The 18,673-nt window shown below is 55.9% G+C and carries 11 protein-coding genes and 3 pseudogenes; 9 read left to right on the top strand and 5 right to left on the bottom strand.

All coding sequences use genetic code 11. The features are described from left to right. The first annotated feature begins 328 nt into the window (after positions 1–328). The 6 genes and pseudogenes from L6R44_RS12015 (at position 329) to L6R44_RS11990 (ending at position 7,840) form a co-directional block, all read left to right on the top strand. Positions 329–847 carry a PTS glucitol/sorbitol transporter subunit IIC gene (locus L6R44_RS12015; protein WP_237424340.1) on the top strand — a complete coding sequence of 173 codons (519 nt, stop codon included), beginning with the start codon at positions 329–331 and terminating at the stop codon, positions 845–847. Next, entirely contained in the window at positions 847–1,227 is a 381-nt protein-coding gene (locus L6R44_RS12010) for a PTS glucitol/sorbitol transporter subunit IIA (RefSeq protein WP_237424339.1), read from the top strand. Before L6R44_RS12015 ends, L6R44_RS12010 begins: the two co-directional genes overlap by 1 nt. Further along, positions 1,218–2,201: pseudogene (locus L6R44_RS12005) on the top strand (PTS glucitol/sorbitol transporter subunit IIB). The gene L6R44_RS12010 and the pseudogene L6R44_RS12005 overlap by 10 nt, the downstream one beginning before the upstream one ends. A gap of 281 nt (positions 2,202–2,482) precedes the next feature. After that, positions 2,483–3,754 carry an MFS transporter gene (locus tag L6R44_RS12000; RefSeq protein WP_237424338.1) on the top strand — a complete coding sequence of 424 codons (1,272 nt, stop codon included), beginning with the start codon at positions 2,483–2,485 and terminating at the stop codon, positions 3,752–3,754. Between the two features lie 20 nt (positions 3,755–3,774). After that, complete coding sequence (locus L6R44_RS11995) at positions 3,775–5,772, top strand: heparinase II/III domain-containing protein (RefSeq protein WP_237424337.1); 1,998 nt, start codon at positions 3,775–3,777, stop codon at positions 5,770–5,772. Between the two features lie 924 nt (positions 5,773–6,696). Then, a pseudogene (locus tag L6R44_RS11990) lies at positions 6,697–7,840 on the top strand (IS3 family transposase). 212 nt (positions 7,841–8,052) lie between these two features. On the opposite strand, the pseudogene L6R44_RS25015 reads toward L6R44_RS11990, so the two are convergent. Both L6R44_RS25015 and L6R44_RS11985 read right to left on the bottom strand, forming a co-directional pair. Then, a pseudogene (locus L6R44_RS25015) lies at positions 8,053–8,217 on the bottom strand (type II toxin-antitoxin system YafO family toxin); the annotation flags it as partial. 191 nt (positions 8,218–8,408) lie between these two features. After that, on the bottom strand, positions 8,409–9,020 hold the full coding sequence (locus tag L6R44_RS11985; protein ID WP_237424336.1) for a hypothetical protein: 612 nt from the start codon (positions 9,018–9,020) through the stop codon (positions 8,409–8,411). Positions 9,021–9,606: 586 nt separating this feature from the next. On the opposite strand from L6R44_RS11985, the gene L6R44_RS11980 reads away from it, so the two are divergent. Both L6R44_RS11980 and L6R44_RS11975 read left to right on the top strand, forming a co-directional pair. Beyond that, positions 9,607–10,131, top strand: coding sequence for a phenolic acid decarboxylase (locus tag L6R44_RS11980; protein WP_237424335.1), 525 nt, complete (start codon positions 9,607–9,609; stop codon positions 10,129–10,131). Between the two features lie 177 nt (positions 10,132–10,308). Beyond that, the gene (locus tag L6R44_RS11975; protein WP_237424334.1) at positions 10,309–10,488 is read left to right on the top strand and encodes an SHOCT domain-containing protein; all 180 of its coding nucleotides are present in this window, start codon (positions 10,309–10,311) and stop codon (positions 10,486–10,488) included. Positions 10,489–11,076: 588 nt separating this feature from the next. On the opposite strand, the gene L6R44_RS11970 is transcribed toward L6R44_RS11975, so the two are convergent. The 3 genes from L6R44_RS11970 to sopA form a co-directional block, all read right to left on the bottom strand. Further along, positions 11,077–11,898, bottom strand: coding sequence for a helix-turn-helix domain-containing protein (locus L6R44_RS11970; RefSeq protein ID WP_237424333.1), 822 nt, complete (start codon positions 11,896–11,898; stop codon positions 11,077–11,079). Between the two features lie 2,641 nt (positions 11,899–14,539). Then, positions 14,540–15,493: a ParB/RepB/Spo0J family plasmid partition protein gene (locus tag L6R44_RS11965; protein ID WP_237424332.1), complete on the bottom strand. Its 954-nt coding sequence runs from the start codon at positions 15,491–15,493 to the stop codon at positions 14,540–14,542. Beyond that, positions 15,493–16,659 (bottom strand): plasmid-partitioning protein SopA, encoded by a 1,167-nt coding sequence (sopA, locus tag L6R44_RS11960; protein ID WP_237424331.1) that lies wholly within the window; start codon positions 16,657–16,659, stop codon positions 15,493–15,495. Before sopA ends, L6R44_RS11965 begins: the two co-directional genes overlap by 1 nt. Positions 16,660–17,531: 872 nt before the next feature. Between sopA and L6R44_RS11955 the strand changes: the two genes are divergently transcribed. Then, the gene (locus L6R44_RS11955) at positions 17,532–18,548 is read left to right on the top strand and encodes a RepB family plasmid replication initiator protein (RefSeq protein WP_136344184.1); all 1,017 of its coding nucleotides are present in this window, start codon (positions 17,532–17,534) and stop codon (positions 18,546–18,548) included. Positions 18,549–18,673 lie beyond the last annotated feature (125 nt).

Genomic DNA, 18,673 nt, shown 5'->3' with positions numbered 1-18,673 from the left:
TCAACAACCTTTTGTTTTTGAATAGATTTCAACAATTGAATGCCAATGAATCGAAAAATGATGCGATTCATGGTTTTAAATCGTATTATTTTTCGATAAACTGTCTTGTATAAAATGCAGGCACTTAAACTCTGCAAATTTAACTCCTGAGAATCGCATAAACAGGGCTGAAATGCCACGCCTGCGCTCGCCCTGAAAAAACTAAGCAGGCGAAGTCTGTACCGCCACTGTTCCCGGGGGCTCTGACTGTTGTAGCCGTCAATGCTCGCTCCTCCCGTCCGGTTAGCCCGGGCACCCCGGATTTTTTTTCATCCAGAGAGGACTGAACATGACACTGCTCAGCCTGACCGGGGGCGTGTTTGGCTTTATCCACTGCGCCTACGGCCATTTGATCACCCTGGCGGTGACCGTCCTGCCCGCCTTTGTGCTGCTGCGCATCCTCCTGACGGTCACCCTGCGCCTCGCCGGGACCGCCCGGACCGAAGCGCTGGCCAGAACCTTCGGGCGCTCGCGCATCCTGACCTACGGGCTGTTGCCCGTCATCGGCTGGCTGCTGCTCCGGGCCCCCGGCGCGCTGGCGCTCGGGTTCGTGCTGCCCGAGAAGAGCAAACCCGGCTTTGAGGATGCGCTTACCACCCTGGCCCATCCGATGTCCACCGCCTTTCCGGGGGTGGTTACGCCCGAGCTGGTCGCCTGGCTCAGCATCTGCGCCGGGCTCCGGGCCCACGGGCTCTCCGTTACCCAGCTGGCCCTGCGCTACGTACTCACGGCCGTGGTGGTGGGGCTCATCCGGGGCATCGTCACCGAGCGGATTTTCCTCCGGCTCTCGGCAAGGAGGAAAGCCTGATGCAGCTCTATCGCGCGCGCATTCGCAAGCCGGGAACGTATGTCGAACGCTGGCTCACCCGGGGGATCCTGATTGCCTGTCCGGACAGCATGACCGGGCGGCTGCGGGCGTACGCCCTGCCGCTGGAGTGCACCTTCCGGGACGAGCAGCAGCCCTTCGGGCCCGGCGACGCGCTGCGCCTCGGCCACCGGCTGTTTCTCATCACCGCCACCGGAGACCGGGTCCGGGAGTCACTTTTTAGTACCGGGCTGCTGGTGATGTGCTTCGACCACGCCCTGACACCCCTGCATGACGCCGCCCTGCACCTGGGCGGCCCAGCCCCGGACATGCGCGACCTGCGGGGCGACTTTATCATCGAGGAGGGATACCCATGGAACTGATCCACGTCCGGCCCGGCCCCGGCGGAACCGGCACCGGCCTCTGGCTGCCGGTGCGCAGCGGGCGCGTCATTCTCAGCCTCACCGGAGGTGATTTTCACCCGGTGGCCATCGAGCTCGCCGCCCTAACCGAGTCTGAGCTGGTCAACGGCTACGCCATCCTGCCCCCGGACGAGCAGGTCCTCTGCGTGGTCCTGGACGATCCGGGGTCGTTCCTCTGCGGCCTGTATCCGCAGAAGCATATCCCGGTCATCAACGTCCGGCCGGGCAGCTACCGGGGCCGCCTCGCCTGCTTCATCGACGATGACACCTTCGTTTCCGGCGTCACCCTCACCGAGCTGGCCCAGGCGGACTGGCAGACCCTTCCCGACCCGGAGCCGCTCACCCTCCCGGTGAACGACGCGGTGGTGCATCAGGAGCCGGAACCCCTCCGGGGCGTGCGGCGCGTGGTGGCCACCGAAGTGCGTCTCGCCGCCCTGCTCGGGGAGATGCTGCCCCTGCTGCGCGACGCCGCCCGGGATGCGATCCAGGTGGCCCTCCGGGATATTCTCCCTTTTATGGCCCTCATTGCCCTGCTGATGGCGTTCGCCGAGGACTCCACGGTCGGAACCGCCCTCGCGCACCTGCTCACCCCCCTGGTGAGCTCGGTTTGGGGGCTGGTGCTGCTCTCGGTCATCTGCAGCTTTCCCTTTCTCTCGCCCCTGCTCGGCCCCGGTGCGGCCTTTACCCAGGTGGTGGGGGTCGTCATCGGGACGCAGATCGGAGCCGGGACGCTGCCCCCTGCCCTGGCCCTGCCCGCGCTGTTCGCCATCAACGTCTAGGTCGGGTGCGACTTCATCCCCGTCGGGCTCGCCACCCAGGGGGCCACCCGGGCCACGATTGCCGCCGGGGTCCCGGCCTTCCTGCTCTCCCGCCAGCTGACCGGCCCCCTGGCAGTGGTCATCGGCTGGGCCTGCGCCACGGGGCTCTTCACCTGACGCCGGGCAGGTGACGGTTCGGGCCTGACGGACCGGACGTCGCCGAAGCGGGTGCCCGCGAGGGCCTGACAGCACGCGTTGACAACATCCTTCACCGGGTGGGGATGACTGTTGCCTGAATTCAGCTCACCCGACAACAGGGAGGAACCTGATTCTCACGATTGGCCTGTGTTTACCGACGCCGGTGTCTGGCGGTCCCCCGGCATATGCCGGGTGCCGCTCGCGCCCGGAAATAACAACAAAATCTGTTCCTTACCCCTCAGATAAGGAGGCCCTACACCATGAAAATCAAGAATCTGCGATGGTACATTATTGTCCTGGTCATGCTGGGCACCATCACCAACTACCTGTCCCGCAACACGCTCGGGATTGCCGCCCCGACGATGCTCAAGGACATCGGCTTTACCGAGCAGCAGTATTCCTGGATCACCGCCGCCTTCAATTTTGCCTATCCGGTCGGCGGGGTCTTCGCCGGCTATATCATGGACCGGTTCGGGGTGCGCGCGGTCTTCTCCCTCATGGCTATCCTCTGGTCAGTGTTTAACGCCCTGACCGGGTTCTTCAGCTCCTGGATCCCCATGATGATACTGCGCCTCGGCATCGGCCTCACCGAATCCACCTTCAACCCCGCCGGGATGAAGGTCTCCACCCAGTGGTTCCCCGCCCGGGAGCGCGGGCTCGCCTGCGGGGTCTACAGCGTCGGCACCTCGGCAGGGGCCATGCTCGCCCCGCCCGTCGTCGCCTGGTCCATCCTGCACTACAACTGGCGGGTCGCCTTCGTCATTGCCAGCGTCTTCGGCATCCTCTGGGCCGTCCTCTGGTTTGTGGCCTACCGCTCCCCGGAGAAGCATCCCCTGATGTCGGGCGCTGAGCTCGCCCTGATCGGCCGGGACACGTCACCGGTGGTCCGCCGCCGCGTCTCGATCAGAAGCCTGCTGCCCCGCCGTGACCTCTGGGCCATCTCGCTGCCCCGGATGTTTGCCGACCCCACCTGGGCGGCGCTGGGGTTCTGGATGCCGCTCTATCTCGTCAGCGTCCGCCATCTTGACCTGAAGCAGATTGCCCTCTTCGCCTGGCTGCCGTTCCTCACCGCCGACGTGGGCTGCCTCTTCGCCGGGTTCTGCGCGGAAATGCTCAACCGCTGGGGGGTAACCCTGGTCAACGCCAAGCGGATCACCTTCACCTTTGCGGCCCTCCTGATGACCCTGGTGCCGCTCATTAACCACGTGACCAGCGCCGGGATGGCCATCACCCTTTTCTGCGTCGCCGGGTTCGCCCACCAGAGCGCCTCCATCACCGTCATCAGCATGTCCGGGGACTACTTCGACGAGAGCGAGGTCGGGACCGTCACCGGCTTTGCCGGGCTCATCGGCGGCGTGGGCGGCTTTACCGGCACGCTGCTCATCGGCGCGGCCGTGGCCAGCATCGGCTACAACCTCGTCTTTGACGTGCTGGGCTTCCTCGATCTCATCGGGGCCGCCCTGCTCTGGACGCTGCTCCGGCAGCCCCGTCCCGCCCCCGCGCGCGACAGCGCGTTTATTCCAGGTCTGTAACCCCACAGGGAGAAACCACCATGAAACAGTTCAGTGAAGCCGATATCCAGCGCCTGAGACAGGCGTATCAGGACGATCCCCGCATCCTCACGAAAATCCGCGAGGACAATGACGTGGTCCTGAACAATCCGGTCCTGGTGCCGGAAACCGGCTGCGCCAGCTGGGAGCTCTTCTACTTCTGCCCCACGCACGGCGTGCCGCTTATCTGGGACCGGCACGCCTCCGAGCACTACCGCTGCCCGGTCGGTGACGAGGTCCTGACGGGCGAGCCGTTCCGGGGAGGATGGTGGCGCAGGCTCAACGATCTCAACGCCCGGGCCTGCTACCAGCTCGGCATCGCCTGGATGCTCACCGGCGACAAAACCTACTTTAACCGGGTGCGGGAGATCCTCATGCAGTACGCCCGGTACTACCCCGGCTACGCCGAACACGGGGGGATCCCCTACAACGGCCCCGGCAAGATGAACGCCCAGACCCTCTGCGACGCGCTGTGTCTGTGCGAGTTTGTGAAGGGGTACGATCTGATTTTCGACGAACTGACGGAGAACGAGCGGCTGGTTATCGAGCGGGATCTGCTTCGCGCCTGCGCCGAGTTTCTTATCAGCAAGCGCTGGGAGCAGCTCCATAACCATGAGGTGCGGATCAACAGCGCGCTGGCCATGGCAGGCGCAGTCCTGGACGACGCGCACTATCTCGAGGTCGGGGTGAACGAGGGATGGGGGCTGCGGGACCAGCTCCGCTGCGGCGTGCTGAAGGGCGGCCTGTGGTTCGAAGGCTCCCTGCACTACCACCACTATGCCCTGCAGGGCTTCTTCGAGTTTGAGCGCATGATCCGCTATGCCCATCAGGAGTACAGCCTGATGGGCATGCCGCAGTACCGGAAGATGCTCACCCTGCCCTTGCACCTGCTCATGCCCGATGACACCGAGCCTGCCTTTAACGACTGTATCCCGCTCAAGGACACCGTGAGGTACCCGGACCTGTATGAATTTGCCTACGCCTGTACCGGGGACGAGACCTGCGCCCGAATGCTCTCCATCATCTATGACCGGGAGCCGCGCACCGGCCTGGCGGCGTTCCTCTACGGCGACCCGCGCCTGCGCCTCACGGAGCCGGTCCGGGAGACCGGGAACTATCACGATCCGGACAACGGCATCACCATCATCCGCCGCCCGGAACACGGCCGTGCCGTGGTGCTCAAGCACACGCCGTACGGGGGCGAACACGACCACTACGACAAACCCGGGCTCATTATCTACGACCATCATGTGCCGATCCTCCCGGACATGGGGACCACCGGCTACGGTGCGCCGATGCACTACAGCTATTACAAAAACACGCTCACCCACAACGTGCTGTGCGTGGAAGGGTTTAATCAGCCCCCCGTCAATCCCCAGACCCTGAGCTTCACGGAAACGGATGAGTACACAGAAGTCACGGTCGAGGTGGACTGGCGTGAACCCCCGGCCGACGTCCCGAGTCTCACCCGCGTGGAGTGGAATGCCGATGCCTACCGGGATATCGTCTACCGGCGAAAGGTGGTGGTGTATGAGCACATGGTGATTGATATTACCCGGGTGACCAACCCGCACGACCGCCAGCTGGATAACAGTCTGCACGTTGACGGAGAGCGGCTCCTGACCACCGGGGCGTACACGCCCCTGCACAATTGTGACCCGCACGATCCGATGCACTACTTCAGGGAGTGTTTTGTCAGCCGGATGGGGCGCACCGTGAGCGTGCCGTTCCGTACCCTGACGGAAAAGAAAATCCAGATCCACTGTGCCTGCAGCGATCCGTATGCGGAGCTCCATCAGCTGATTGGCCCGGCTAACCCGCCCATCGGCTCCCTGAGCTACCTGAAAATCCGTTCCCGGGCCCGGACGGTCGTCAGCGTGTACGTGATCGATCTCCATCCTGAGGAGGAGCGGATGCGTAACGTCTTTATCTCCCTGCGCCAGAATACCGTCAACATTGCCTCCGATCTGCAGGAGAACATCATCACCCACCCTATCTGATTCCGAAGCACGACGTCCGGGCCGGAGGTAACAGAACAGGGGGAAATACCGGCCCGGAAACATATGGCTCCCGCGGTCTTTGTTGCGAGCGCTGTTCTCTGCGGCTCCGGTTTATGAGAGTGAAGACTGGCATGACGTTAACGATATGGACACGCGTGGTCATGAATGCACTGCCTTCCGAAAGACGCAAAGCGCCTTTTATGACGTCAGACGCAAGGGCAAAGAAGGGCCTGATCAGAGAGCATCTCCGGAACACCGAAGGGAATAAAAGGGTCTATCTGTTCGGGTGGGTCATGACGGCATCATCCGGCGCTTCTATAAAAGTCACAGACATCGCGCATTTTTAACTTTTTACCCGGAGAGAGAGCCCCATCAATGGACCATGAATGACCGCAGGTCCCTTCAACAAGGGGGTTGCGTCCATCAGTTGAGCTCACAACCAAAAGCAGACGCGGGTACTCGCGGCCGACTTCATCATCATAACCGCAGCTAAAGAAGACGGGCCCCTGAACCTTCATCGGCTATCGGGTTGCGATGCCAGCCCGACAATCTGGCGTGGCGGGAAGGTATACGTGGCCGTCGCGATGAAACCTCTCTTGTTGCGTGTATTCCTTATACATTATGCATTCCTTATCTGAACAGATAAGGAATGCATTTACTCTAAGTATTAGCGCTTTTGTTTTTCGTAGCTGTACAGATAAACTATGATGAAAATCTAAGAAAAAAACATTTTCTTCAGGAGCATCCGCAGTGATTCAGTCAGAAAACCCGCTTCTACAGGATGTGACCTCAACCCTTGAAAGCGTCTTTGTAGCCAGGATAAAAATACGGGATGGTCTGCCGGGCGACGACGATATTGATTGTGTGGACTGACCCCAGTCCTGTAGACGATCCTGCCCTATAGTTTGAGCGCAGGAGGAGCGTATTGGCACACCGCGATTTATACCTGAATTTAAGGAAGAAGCCGTCCGTCAGATAACGGGCGCAGTTATTCCGTTGCCGAAGTATCCTACCGTCTGGGCATTTCTGCGCACAGCCTCTACAAGTGGTTACGGGCTATCAAGCCTGATAACAGCGAACAGCATGCCCGGGATTTACTGGAAGCCAAAAGCGAGATCCTGAAGCTCAGGGTGCAGCTGAAGCTCCCTGAGGAAGAACGGGACATTCTGAAAAAGGCCGCGTGGTACTTTTCAAGGGAACCCGACTGAAGCACCGCTTTATCAATGAGCACCGCACTGTATGGGGTGTCATGACGCTGTGTCGGGTGTTGTGCGTTGCCCGGGCTGGGTTTTATGCGTGGCTGCATAACCCGGTCTCCACGCGGGATAAAGATAACCAGCGTATTCTGACCCTCATCCGCGATTTATATTCCCTGAGTGGTGGCGTATATGGCTATCGTCGGGTTCGCCGGGTTCATGGCGATCTGAATGAAATCGATGAAACCTGCGGCAAAACCGGGTGGGTCATATGATGCAACTGAACCGGATTAAAGCCGTACGCGGCTATAAAGTTCCGCGTCGTATCGCTGGCCGACCCTCAGTGGTTGCGCCTAATCGTGTGCAGCGGCAGTTTACCGTTGTCCGGGCCAATCAGGTCTGGGTCACCGATATTACTTATATCCGCACCTGGCAGGGCTGGCTGTATCTGGCGGTGGTTATCGATCTCTTCGCGCGTAACGTGGTTGGCTGGTCGATGAAGCCCACTCTCTCTCGCGAACTCGCGCTGGACGCGCTGATGATGGCCGTGTGGCGTCGAAAACCGGACGGCGAGGTTATCGTACATAGCGATCAGGGCAGCCAGTACGGCAGTGACGACTGGCAGCACTTCTGCCGGGCCAATAACTTGGCGCCGCGCATGAGCCGGCGTGGCAACTGCCAGGATAATACGGTGGCCCAGTCGTTATTCAGTTCGCTGAAAAAAGAACGCATCTGGAAGAGGATCTAAAAAAACCCGGGATCTGGCCCGGGCGGATATCTTCGATTACATTGAAGTGTTCTACAACCGGGCCCGGCGTCACAACCACCTCGGCGGCGTCAGTCCGGAGGCCTTTGAACAGGCCTCGTCGTGAGGACAGGAAATGTCTACTGTTGTGGGGTCAGTCCACTCAATTCGAGTATTTTCTCCTTTAGCGGCATTGACTCCGAACACAACTGCTCACCCGATGTTATGAAATGATGAGGTTTAGCATCTGATAGCACTGAGGAAGTTGAAGAGATACTCGCTAACGAAAAATAGACTGGATAAATGGGGGTAGTTCAGAACGGAATGCTCGGGGGCACGTCAGAGTCTGGAAGCTTTTGCGTACCTCGCCAGTTCCGTCATGATGACCGGATCCCTGCCAAAGGCATGTGCATTGACCGGGAAAATCGCTAACAGACTGTACACATCCTGAACACGTATATGCCTTGTGTACACCAGCGCGCTATTACTGGTTTTATTACGCTGATTAGATCCTTTTTGTCCTCGGTATAGGGGCCATCCTTTCCAAAGATGGCCGGTATCACGCCAAAGGTGCTGCTTTTCAGCGTAATAAAGTCATGCAGAAGGTCACGCTCCCAGTCAGGCTTGATTCGGAACGTCGGTGCCAGGAATTTCTCATAACTTTCCGTGTTCCAGCTGGCCTTCATTGCTCATCCTTAGTGAAAGGAAAAACCGGCAAATATGTCCTGATCAACACATTCTGTACGTGACTCCACCACTTCACGTTCAACAAATGCCTGGTCAAGGATCATCAGAAGATCGGAAAGCGCCACACGATAGTCGGTGATGGCCTTTGCAAGGTTCACAAAGCTGGTGTGAGGGCGCTCCTGGTTGCGTAAAATGTTTGAAACCAGTCCCTCCAGCCCGAGGATCATAAGTTTAATATTCTGCAGCTGAGGGTATTGGTACCTACCCACGCAACCACGCATTTGTTCGGCACTGTAATCAGAAATCTGGTGTATCAGCCAGATATGGCTGACCATCATCTGATGAAGTTTTTCCGCGTAATGGTGAAATTTTTGAATTTCATTCCGGTCAGGCTGACGACCTGGCAAGGAATCGATATGAGGTCGCTCGCGGGCTTCCCACTCAGAGAAGCCTGAAAGCTTAGCCACCTGCTTAACAGGTGCGCCAGGGCGCGGCAGTCTGTACCCGGCAGAGTGTACATGTCTGGAGGGTTTGTTCAGATACTGAGAAGCATCCCAAGTCACACCAGCAATCACTCTGCTGATAAGACTTAAGTCTTCACAACAATTATCCAAACGCATAAAACCTCTTAATGGCGATCCCCCGAGCCTCTAAGGATACGCTCTGACGGAAAAAGCGACAACTTTCAGCAAACCCTGACTGAACCTGGGTTGTATAACAGACCGCTGAAAAAAGCAGCGCTTTCGTCACGACCGTTACTCTTCTGAAGAGCGATTGCGCGAGTTATTGCCCATTCACTTTAAGGCCTGGCTCACCCTGTTTAGTCCGAACCGGCACGCCTGCGTGTCATAGCGATACCAACCCACAGACTCCCCGAGAGCAGACGATATCTCCCGATCTGCGATCATCCTGCCTACCGACTAATCCGGCCTGATTATCTCCCTGTACCAAAACTATCTGACTCAGATGCCCGGATACAGGAATACCGTTGCCGACACGTCGCCTGACGGGTAACACTCTGTCATCATTTAGTTATGCAGGCGGTCTGGCGTCGAACGGTTGCACAAAACGAAGCTATTCAGAACATTACACAGATCCTCGCCCTGAAGCGGTTCGACTGGGCCAGACATCTGCGCCGGGCATACTGGCGATAACCGTCACCGTCTCTTATGGTTAAGCTTCCTGTACCACCAAAAAGGAAAGACCATGAGTCACGAACCGGATCTCAGCATTGCCAGCGATCTCTCCGCCTTCACCGGCACCCACTTTGTCTATACCTATGATAACGGCTGGAAGTATGAATGGTACGCCCGGAACGACACCACCTGTGATTACCGGATCCATCAGGGCCTGGTCGGCGGACGCTGGGTGACCCACCAGAAAATGCACGCCGTCCAGTTTGCACCGGGCATTTACAAGGTGGACTGGCATGAGCCGACAGGTACCTGCGTCAGCCTCCTCTTTGATCTTCACCGCAAGGTGATCCACGGCACCATCTTCTTCCCGCAGTGGATCGCGGGCGAAGGCCAGCATCCCGAGAAAACCATCTGCTACCAGAATGAGTTCATTGAGGATATGCACCGTTTTCGTGATGAAGGCCCGGCCTACCCGTATGTGGTGATCCCCGAGTTTGCGACCGTCACCTACATGAAAAACGAAGGGCCTGACAATGATGCCGTGATCAATATGCCGCCCGGGCAGCTTCCGGCGGACTATTTTGACAATAAATGAGGCTTAACCGGAGCGGCAGACAGCAGCACGGCTGTCGTCGGTTCAGGGATAAAAAAACGGCAGAGTGACATCATCGCTCTGCCGTCAAAGGTTACTGCTTAATTTTTCGGCGAGTATATAGAGTAAGATCTGTGATGTACATCACATTCTATTCAAGAATGAAAAAAGGAACGGGCCATGTATGAGGTCATCGAAGCCGGGCGCGGGATAAAGGCAGAAGCGCCTGCAGCCGAACCGGCTGGGGCTCATCTGGATCCTTATGAGCAGCTCAAAAAGCTCTCCAGGCTAAAAGAGAGCGGCATTATTTCGGAAGAAGAATTCCAGGCGAAAAAAAGCAAATTAATGGAGCTGATTTAACGTCCCTTCCCCGGGTTAACCGCGGAGCATTATGGATTTGCGCCGCCCGGATCGCGTAATCCTTCTGACAGCCCGCCTGACACGGGCTTCACTTCCACTCCCGCATTAGCGCAGAATGTTATCCTGAGGGCAGTCACATCGCTGCGCAGCGGCTGGCTGCTTCTGCGAGAGGGTCTACGCTTCTTGCCATTCTGAAGGCGGATGTTCCGGCGGAGTAAAGCGGTACATACAGCAATGCGTGCGTGGCTTTCCGGTGAACGTACCGCCATCATGCCTCTAAGCATCGCCATTTTTTTGCCCGGATGACCTGATCGTCGTATCGCCCGAACCGTTCGTAAAATCGCTCACCTGCTGACAACGCCCGCGCCCCGATAAAGGTCCGGCCGATATTGACGTTGGTGTCGGAAGGCAGGCGGAATTAAGAGTAATTCTGATGTTTAACAATCAGAAAACACACAGGATCTTTTATCGGCTATGATAAAATTACGATATTAACTTTTGATTTCACAAACTGCGCAGCCTGTCAGAAGGCAGGGTTACAGGGGTGTACCAGGCCTGACGACAGGCTGCGCACTTCGCCTTATCTTTTCAGCTATTATTCCCGGCCCCTTCGACAGGGTGTTCCATCCGGACCGGCAGACACCTGTCCGCTGCCGGGAGTCCGACACGTGAATATTTATTCCGGTAGACGTAAAAGGGCTGCCGGTAACAGACCGGATCCCCGCGACGCACCGTTTCACATTTATCAGGTTTGCAGCGGAAGGTTAACCCCGCCCCACTCTGCTGCAGCAGCGCCCGTATTTTCGCATTATCCAGTAACCTCACCTCTCCCTTAAACCCCTGCGCCCGTAAATTCTCAAGCGCATCATGGAACGCCTCGGAAAAGAGTAGTTCACTTCCGACCAGCAGATTGAGTTCCGGCCAGCGCGTCTCGGTGGCGTTGTGGCAGGTCAGGTACAGCTCCAGACAACGAACCGACTCTTCAAAACAGGCCGGACAGACCACCGGATTCAGATGGATAAAGAGATCGTCGTCTTCATGAATGTGCTCGGCGTATTTGATGACGGGGCATTCGTGGATGTCCGGCACCACGATCTGCAGGATTTCATCAAAAAATGCGGCATGCACCACCGGCGAGGAGATGGTGACGGGGGCACGGCTTTTCCGCTTCGAAAGATTCTGCAGGGACAGATAGTGCGGCAATATCTGACGGTAGATGTTGATGCCAAACGGGGTCAGCGTCACGCTGTTACGTTCTATAATGACCAGCTTTTCACCGAACCAGTTTTCGGTATTTTTCAGCATTCTGGAGACAGGCGGCACGGTGAGACACAGTTTCTCTGCCGTCCGCTTGAGACTCTTTTCCTGCGCGACCGTCACGAACGCGGCCATAGCCTTCGATATAAACACAGTTATCCCCTTCACATCGACATCTCAAACTTCACCATAATGACCAACAGGGACAGAAATCATTAGCCTAATTTTTATTTCTAACGAAACAAAAAACGTCCCAGAGATAGCAAAACGCAGGTAAACCCTTTCTAAACAGTCAGGGGGCATGAGACCGGAAGTTGTAACCAGTCATGATGGTGCAGTGTCATCGCGGGTATCGCGCTCAGTCCCCTTCCCTGCATCCCGCCAACACGCAGGAGCACCGGCACGGTCACAGACGTGTCCGCGTCGGAGAGCCGGTGTCGTGGCCGTCATCCGGCTGAGGGCAGCAACTGAAGCTTACGCCCTGCACCCTGATGAAAAATTGCACATCATTACTATGAAATTCAATAAGATAAGGAACATAATTATCCAGAATTCAGGCGGGAACGGGATAAGACATTACTGACCTGACTCCTGGCCGTACAACACACCGGGTCAAACCCGAAAGCCCGTTCCGGCTGCCCCTCCCTGACCGATATCTGGGGTATCCTGCTCTGAAAGTCCCTCGTACTGGACTCCCCTGTTTCGGGCAACGCTCCTCAGCGTGAGTGTTCATCGGCTGTGTTGAAGACAATCCAAAAGTGGGACCGCGGTCCCAGCGACGTGTTGTCTTTTAAAGAGACCTGACAAGGTCATCTGAACTGCATTAGCCCATATAAAATATATCCTGTACTTAGTGCTGGAACCCGGTCTCCCCTCACCTCCCTCCTGGCGAATGAACCTCTACGTTTACCGCATTCCGGGCGTATCCTGCCACGTTCGTCAGCGGCAAATGCGGACGCTTATCCGAAGCAAAATCGCTGTTCACGTCTCCGCTTTTCAGGAGTGCCCCCTGTACAATAGATACCGGCTGGCTCGCATAATATGCATCAGCGTAGCAAATCAGCGGTCAATACAGGCAAAAGCAGACGGATTTTCAGAGGGAATGAACCTTTGGTTCTCAGGTGGGACCACGGTCCCAGCCTTCCCCCATATGACCATGAGGTAATGATATCTCGCGTTAATCTATGGGTCGTGATTCATACCGTATGGGCAGGTCGCCTGAAAATAACAGATGGCGGCCAGTTTGTGACGACAAAAACCAGCCCGGTTGTGCTGTGTCTAATCGTTCTCAAAGAGGCGGGACTCTCCCGCGAGTCATCACAGACAGACCAGTGTTGCCGTCAGACAGAAGAGCCAATCCACTCTGAACACGGTTTTACGGCCGGGACCATGGTCCCGGCAGCAGGCAAACCTGTAGTGAGCATTTTCTACAGGTGGTATGGTTTCTCACACCACCTCACATATCTTCTGGTTCCAGGTTCAGCTCATAACGCGGACACGGTAAAAGTGTTTCCTGGACCGTAAAACCGTTCATCCCGAATGTTCACAAGGTCTAGTCGTCACCAGAATAGCCGAGCCTAAAACTGGGACCGTGGTCCCAGTGGATTAAGACACGCCGTGTTTTTTGATGTGTCACGTTGAGACAAAGAAATCGACGTTGAGGAAGACCGTGAAAGGATACTGGCTACCCTCGCCAGTCCCCGGAAAAGTGTGGTAACCCTGGCTTGACTATACGGTTACCATTCGCACGCCTTGTTGATCTCGGAAATCAGTTTAGCGACACCTCCGCACAAATCGCGTTTGAATCCCGGAATGTCAGCGGAAGTACCTGGGACCATGGTCCCAGGCATCTGACAAAATCATCAGCGTCACTCTTACAGAAATGAGATGCCACTGTCAGGACAAGCTGAATTACGCATCACCCGTAATGATATTTAGCTCTGGTTCATTTTCATCTCAAGCGGATGACCGACCGCAAGTCCGAAATTTCTGACGAGCAGAAACGCAAAGCGCGTATATATGCCATCAACATCGAGTGGGACCGCGGTCCCAATTGGGTGGTAAGGATCTGCTTTTTTTTTCAGCATTCCCGGATACCGGCATCGCCTGGCAGGGAAAGTGTGAATAAGCCGATTGCCGTTTCGCCGTCAGACAGGATAGTGGACACCGGTCTCAATAACCGTCGTTCTGCCGTTCTGTCAGGGATGAGGCAAGCTCGCCTTTGCCACCGGTTCGCTGTCCCTGGCGTTCTGATAATAAAAGAGTATGTGGCAGGCTGTTGGGACCGTGGTCCCGGCACCATCGGGTGAAAGTCGACTCACTGTTAAGACGGTGAAGAGAAGGGCGTGCAGCACATTGCCCCGGTTCATTCTCCGGATATCTGAATTCTGGGTGGTTCCAGCCAACGTGTAAGAGGGTAACCCTTGAGACCTGAGAATTTCCCCAGGTGAAGGTTATCGTCGCATAATCACCGTGGAAATCACCTGCCAGGAAGACAGATCAGGTTGCCGCTGGGACCACGGTCCCAACGGCATATATTCTCAGCGTGTGCAGGCGTGAGACAGGCAAGTCCATGAAGAGGATGGCATTTTTATACAGGCATTACGCATCGCATAGCCAGGCTTGCCTGGAGAGTGAGCATTTCTGTCTCTGAAAAATCCAAAGGGTAGTAGGGGAGGGAACATGTGGGACCACGGTCCCAACCTGTCAGGCAATCGGGCGAAGAAAGAAATTAGCATCTTTTCAGGGCAGAAAAAAAGGGGCCCTCAGGGCCCCTTTATAAAGGTTTACGGAATCATTTCAGCGTCTTGAGCAGCGTCTCAATCTGCTCAATAACATGCTCCGGCAGAAGTGAGCGGTCCAGCTGGAACACAACCTTATTGCCTTTATAAATGGCCGTTGCGCCTTTAACAATCTCCTGACGGGTCGAGGCGGAAGGGCGCCTAACGGGCTCCGCCTTCAGGCTGTTATTCAGGGCCTGAATGACCTCATCGGCTTCAAAAATCACCCCGGCCGTTTTCCGTTCGGCAAGCTGGCGTACCTGCTCCTGGAGCAGGTCCTCTTTCTCACTGAAACTTTTTTGCAGGGCATCCCCGGCACGGGCAGACAGTTCACCCGGATGAGAGAAGAGGGCGATCAGCTCTTTCGGCAGTTTCGCGGTGTTGATGCAGCGCGTAATGATTTTACGCGAGATGTTCTCTGCCGCCGCCAGGGATGAAATATTCCCGCCAAACTCGCTGCTCAGACGGGTGGCATAGCGTTTACCGCGTTCGTATGCGCTGGTCGGGCGATAATCATTCCCGAGTTTGCACAGCGCATCCATCTGCTCATCGTCCAGATCGCCGACCAGAACCCGGTAATCGCTGGCGGTCAGGATCGCCGTTTTGCGACGACGGCTGCCGTCCGCGACCTCAATGCCTTCCTCAACCCGGCGACCAAAGGCCGGATTTTGCTGGCCGGTCAGCAGAAAGGAGGGGATCAGGTCATCCAGAGATTCTTCGGTAAGCAAATCCTGATCGCGCTCATTGCCTGCCCAGACGCGGGTGGTACGTTCCACGGCATTGCCCGGAACCGTTTCCAGCGTAAATTTGACATCACGGCCACAAACGGGGATCACAATGGAGTTTCCACGCGCCATCGCCCCGACGCGTGCAATCAGAGAATCCACCATGGGTGCTGCTGGCGCCTGTTCCGTTTCAACAGGGGTTGCAGGAACGGTTGTTTTACGGATCACCGGTGCACGCTTCATTATCTCATCTCCCAGCGAGGCTTAATCAGACGGTCAAAAATTTCATTGCAGACAGGCTCCCAGATGGCCAGCGCGTTACGCCAGGCTCCGGTCGAAGAACGCTGATCGATGGCCTGTTCAAAGACCGTGCGCATTCGGATCTGGCCTTTACCGACTTCATCAGTTTCCCGGACAACGTTCTTCAGCACCATGCCGCCCCAGGCATCGCGGATCTGCTCTTCCATCCACGGAGACTGGGATCCGTTGTTGTTGCTGTATTTGGTCAGCAGAATACGGACATCCGGCTCGAACCCTTTCAGATCCACGTTTTTCAGCAGATCGCGCAGCATGTCGAAGAACTGCAGGGCAGAGGTGTAGTCGAACAGCTCCGCCGGCGTCGGGACGATGAGGACATCCGCGGCGCAGACGACGTTGATGGTCCCGATCCCCAGGTTAGGGGCGCTGTCAATCACGATCACATCGTAATCGTGGGCCACTGTTTCGATAGCCAGACGCAGCATCAGGTGAGGATCGGTGGGCAGTTTGCCTTCATCATAGCGGCCCATCAGCTCGGTTTCGATACGGTGAAGCGCCAGGCAGGAAGGAATAATGTCCAGACCCGGCCAGCAGGTGGGTTTTACGGCGTAGCTGGCATCGTCCCGTTCGCCCAGATAAAAAGGCAACAGGGTATCTTCGGCATGAATATGAAGATCGGGTACCCATCCGTGATACATCGAGGCGGTGCCCTGCGGATCGTTTCCTTCCACCAGCAGAACCCGCAATCCTTTCAGCGCCAGATCCTGAGCAAGGTGAACGGAAACCGACGTCTTGTAGACCCCGCCTTTATGGGCAGCGACCCCGATCACCGGGGGAAAGGTATCTTCAGAGCGTCGCAGTCGGGTGCCAAACACATCCCGCATGTGGTAGATCTGTTCGATCGTATACCCGACGCGCTGTTCGACGCGGCCGCGGGTTTCCATATCAGGGTGGGGGAGACGCCCGGCTTTTTCCGCATCCCGGATGGCCTGGGAGGAGACGCCCACCAGATCGGCCGCTTCGCCGATACGCCAGCGTCGGGTGATTTTTCTGGCTTCCGGGCTGTCATCGTTAAATTGTGCAACAGCAATCGCTTTTGTCATTTCATGTCCAGCAGAAATGCACTGGTTCAGAGTATCCATCAGTCCCATAGTGAACATCCTTTAATCATCGCTTTGCGCCATTTTATTAAATCTTGGATATTAATGCAAAGCATCAGTTTATATGCAAACCATCAATAAAACTGCAAAGTTCATTCAAAGCTGCAAAGTTGATCGCGTTTTATACACTTTACCGTATCTGCCAGAACGGTACGTCATGCCTGAGTCATCATTTTGCATACCGTAGTGAAGAAAAAATGATGTCTTCTTTACTGCGAAGTGAGGAGAAGGTCACTTCAGTGACTGCGGTACGTATGAGTTGAGGGGATAAAGGGCGCATTCTGGCGATTCTCGCATCGTGTTATGACTGCGATATGCAAAATTTATTGGATAGGAAATAAGAATGGCGATGGATTTATTGACTGAGGTATGCGTTCCGGGTGGAAGCAGGCTGCGATACCAGCATTCTATTACATACCGCAGTCATGATTTGATTTCGTGATATCAGGTAATACAGGAGGTTAGCAAAACGCTGTTGGTTTTATTGACTACGGTATGGAAGAGAGATGACTGCGATGCGCAGTGTGTTCAGGAAGAAGGTCTGATTCGCATCTGCGCATTTAGTGTTGATCGCTATAGGATCTTCAGGTGAGAACTGGTTTATGCTCGTTATTCACAGGGACGATCCAATAAGAGATCCCTATAGAGATCCTAGAGAGATCCAAAAGAGATCCCCGCTTCGCTGCGGGCCGCGCCATGACTGGTCCAGGATAGGATCGATCTTTACTGAAGGATGTATTATATTGACTGTAGCGTGCAATTACTAATACTGTGATATGCAAACACATTTACTGGGGTATGGATTTCCATTGACTGCGCTATGTAATGGACCCTTCTCATGTGGATAACTCCTGGAATAACAAATGAAGAGTGAAAAGAAGGACTTACCTCTTAATCTTGAGGAAGTTGATAAAACGTCCGGCGAAGTTGTTAACCTGGATGTCAACAGCACCAGCACGGTTCAGCCCGTGGCGCTCATGCGTCTCGGCCTCTTTGTTCCAACCCTCAAGTCCACAGGGAAAAGTAAAGCTAACCGCAAAAACGTCACCGACGCGACCGATGAACTGATCCAGCTTTCCGTTGCCCGCAGCGAAGGGTACACCGACGTGAAGATCACCGGATCCCGTCTGGACATGGATACTGACTTCAAGGTCTGGCTCGGGATCATCCGTTCCATGTCTGAGTATGGCGTCAAAAAAGATACCCTTGAGCTTTCCTTTGTTGAGTTCGTCAAAATGTGCGGCTTCGATTCGCGACGCTCTAACAAGAAGATGCGCGATCGTATCAGCAATTCACTTTTCAAACTCGCCTCCGTTACCCTCAAATTTCAGAGTGAGACGAAAGGGTGGACCACCCACCTGGTCCAGTCGGCGTTCTATGATATTAATGAAGACGTCATCGAGATCAAAGCAGAACCTAAGCTCTTTGAGCTCTACCACATGGACAGACGCGTTCTGCTGCGTCTGAAGGCCATAGATGCCCTTCAGCGTAAAGAATCCGCCCAGGCGCTTTACACGTTCATTGAGAGCCTCCCACAGAACCCTGCGCCGATTTCAATGAAGCGCATGCGGGATCGCCTCAACCTCACCTCCAACGTCTACACGCAAAACCATACCGTGCGCAAGGCGATGGAGCAGCTCAAGGATATCGGCTATCTCGATTACACGGAGTTTAAGCGCGGCCGCTCCTCCTACTTCAGCGTTCACTACCGTAATCCCAAGCTCATCAGCAGCCCCGCGAAAGTCGTGAAAAAAGAAGAGGCCCCGGCAGGCCAGGAACCCGAGCAGAATTACGAAGAGGTCATTAAGGCCCTGCAGGCGGCCGGTATCGATCCGAAGAAGCTCGCGGATGTGCTTGCCAACATGAAGCCGGAGGGCTGACTGCGGTATGTGAATCTTTACTGCGGTATGTGTGAATTAGCATATTGACTGTGGTATGCAGAACCTGCTGAAGACTGTGTTCTTAATCTCATCTTTGAGGCCCTGTCAGTGCATACCGCAGTCAA

The sequence above is a fragment of the Enterobacter cloacae complex sp. ECC445 genome (genome assembly GCF_021892025.1).
Classification (GTDB): Bacteria; Pseudomonadota; Gammaproteobacteria; order Enterobacterales; family Enterobacteriaceae; genus Enterobacter; species Enterobacter chengduensis.
Note: the sequence above shows the minus strand (reverse complement) of the source record. Positions and strands in the feature narration are given on the sequence as shown.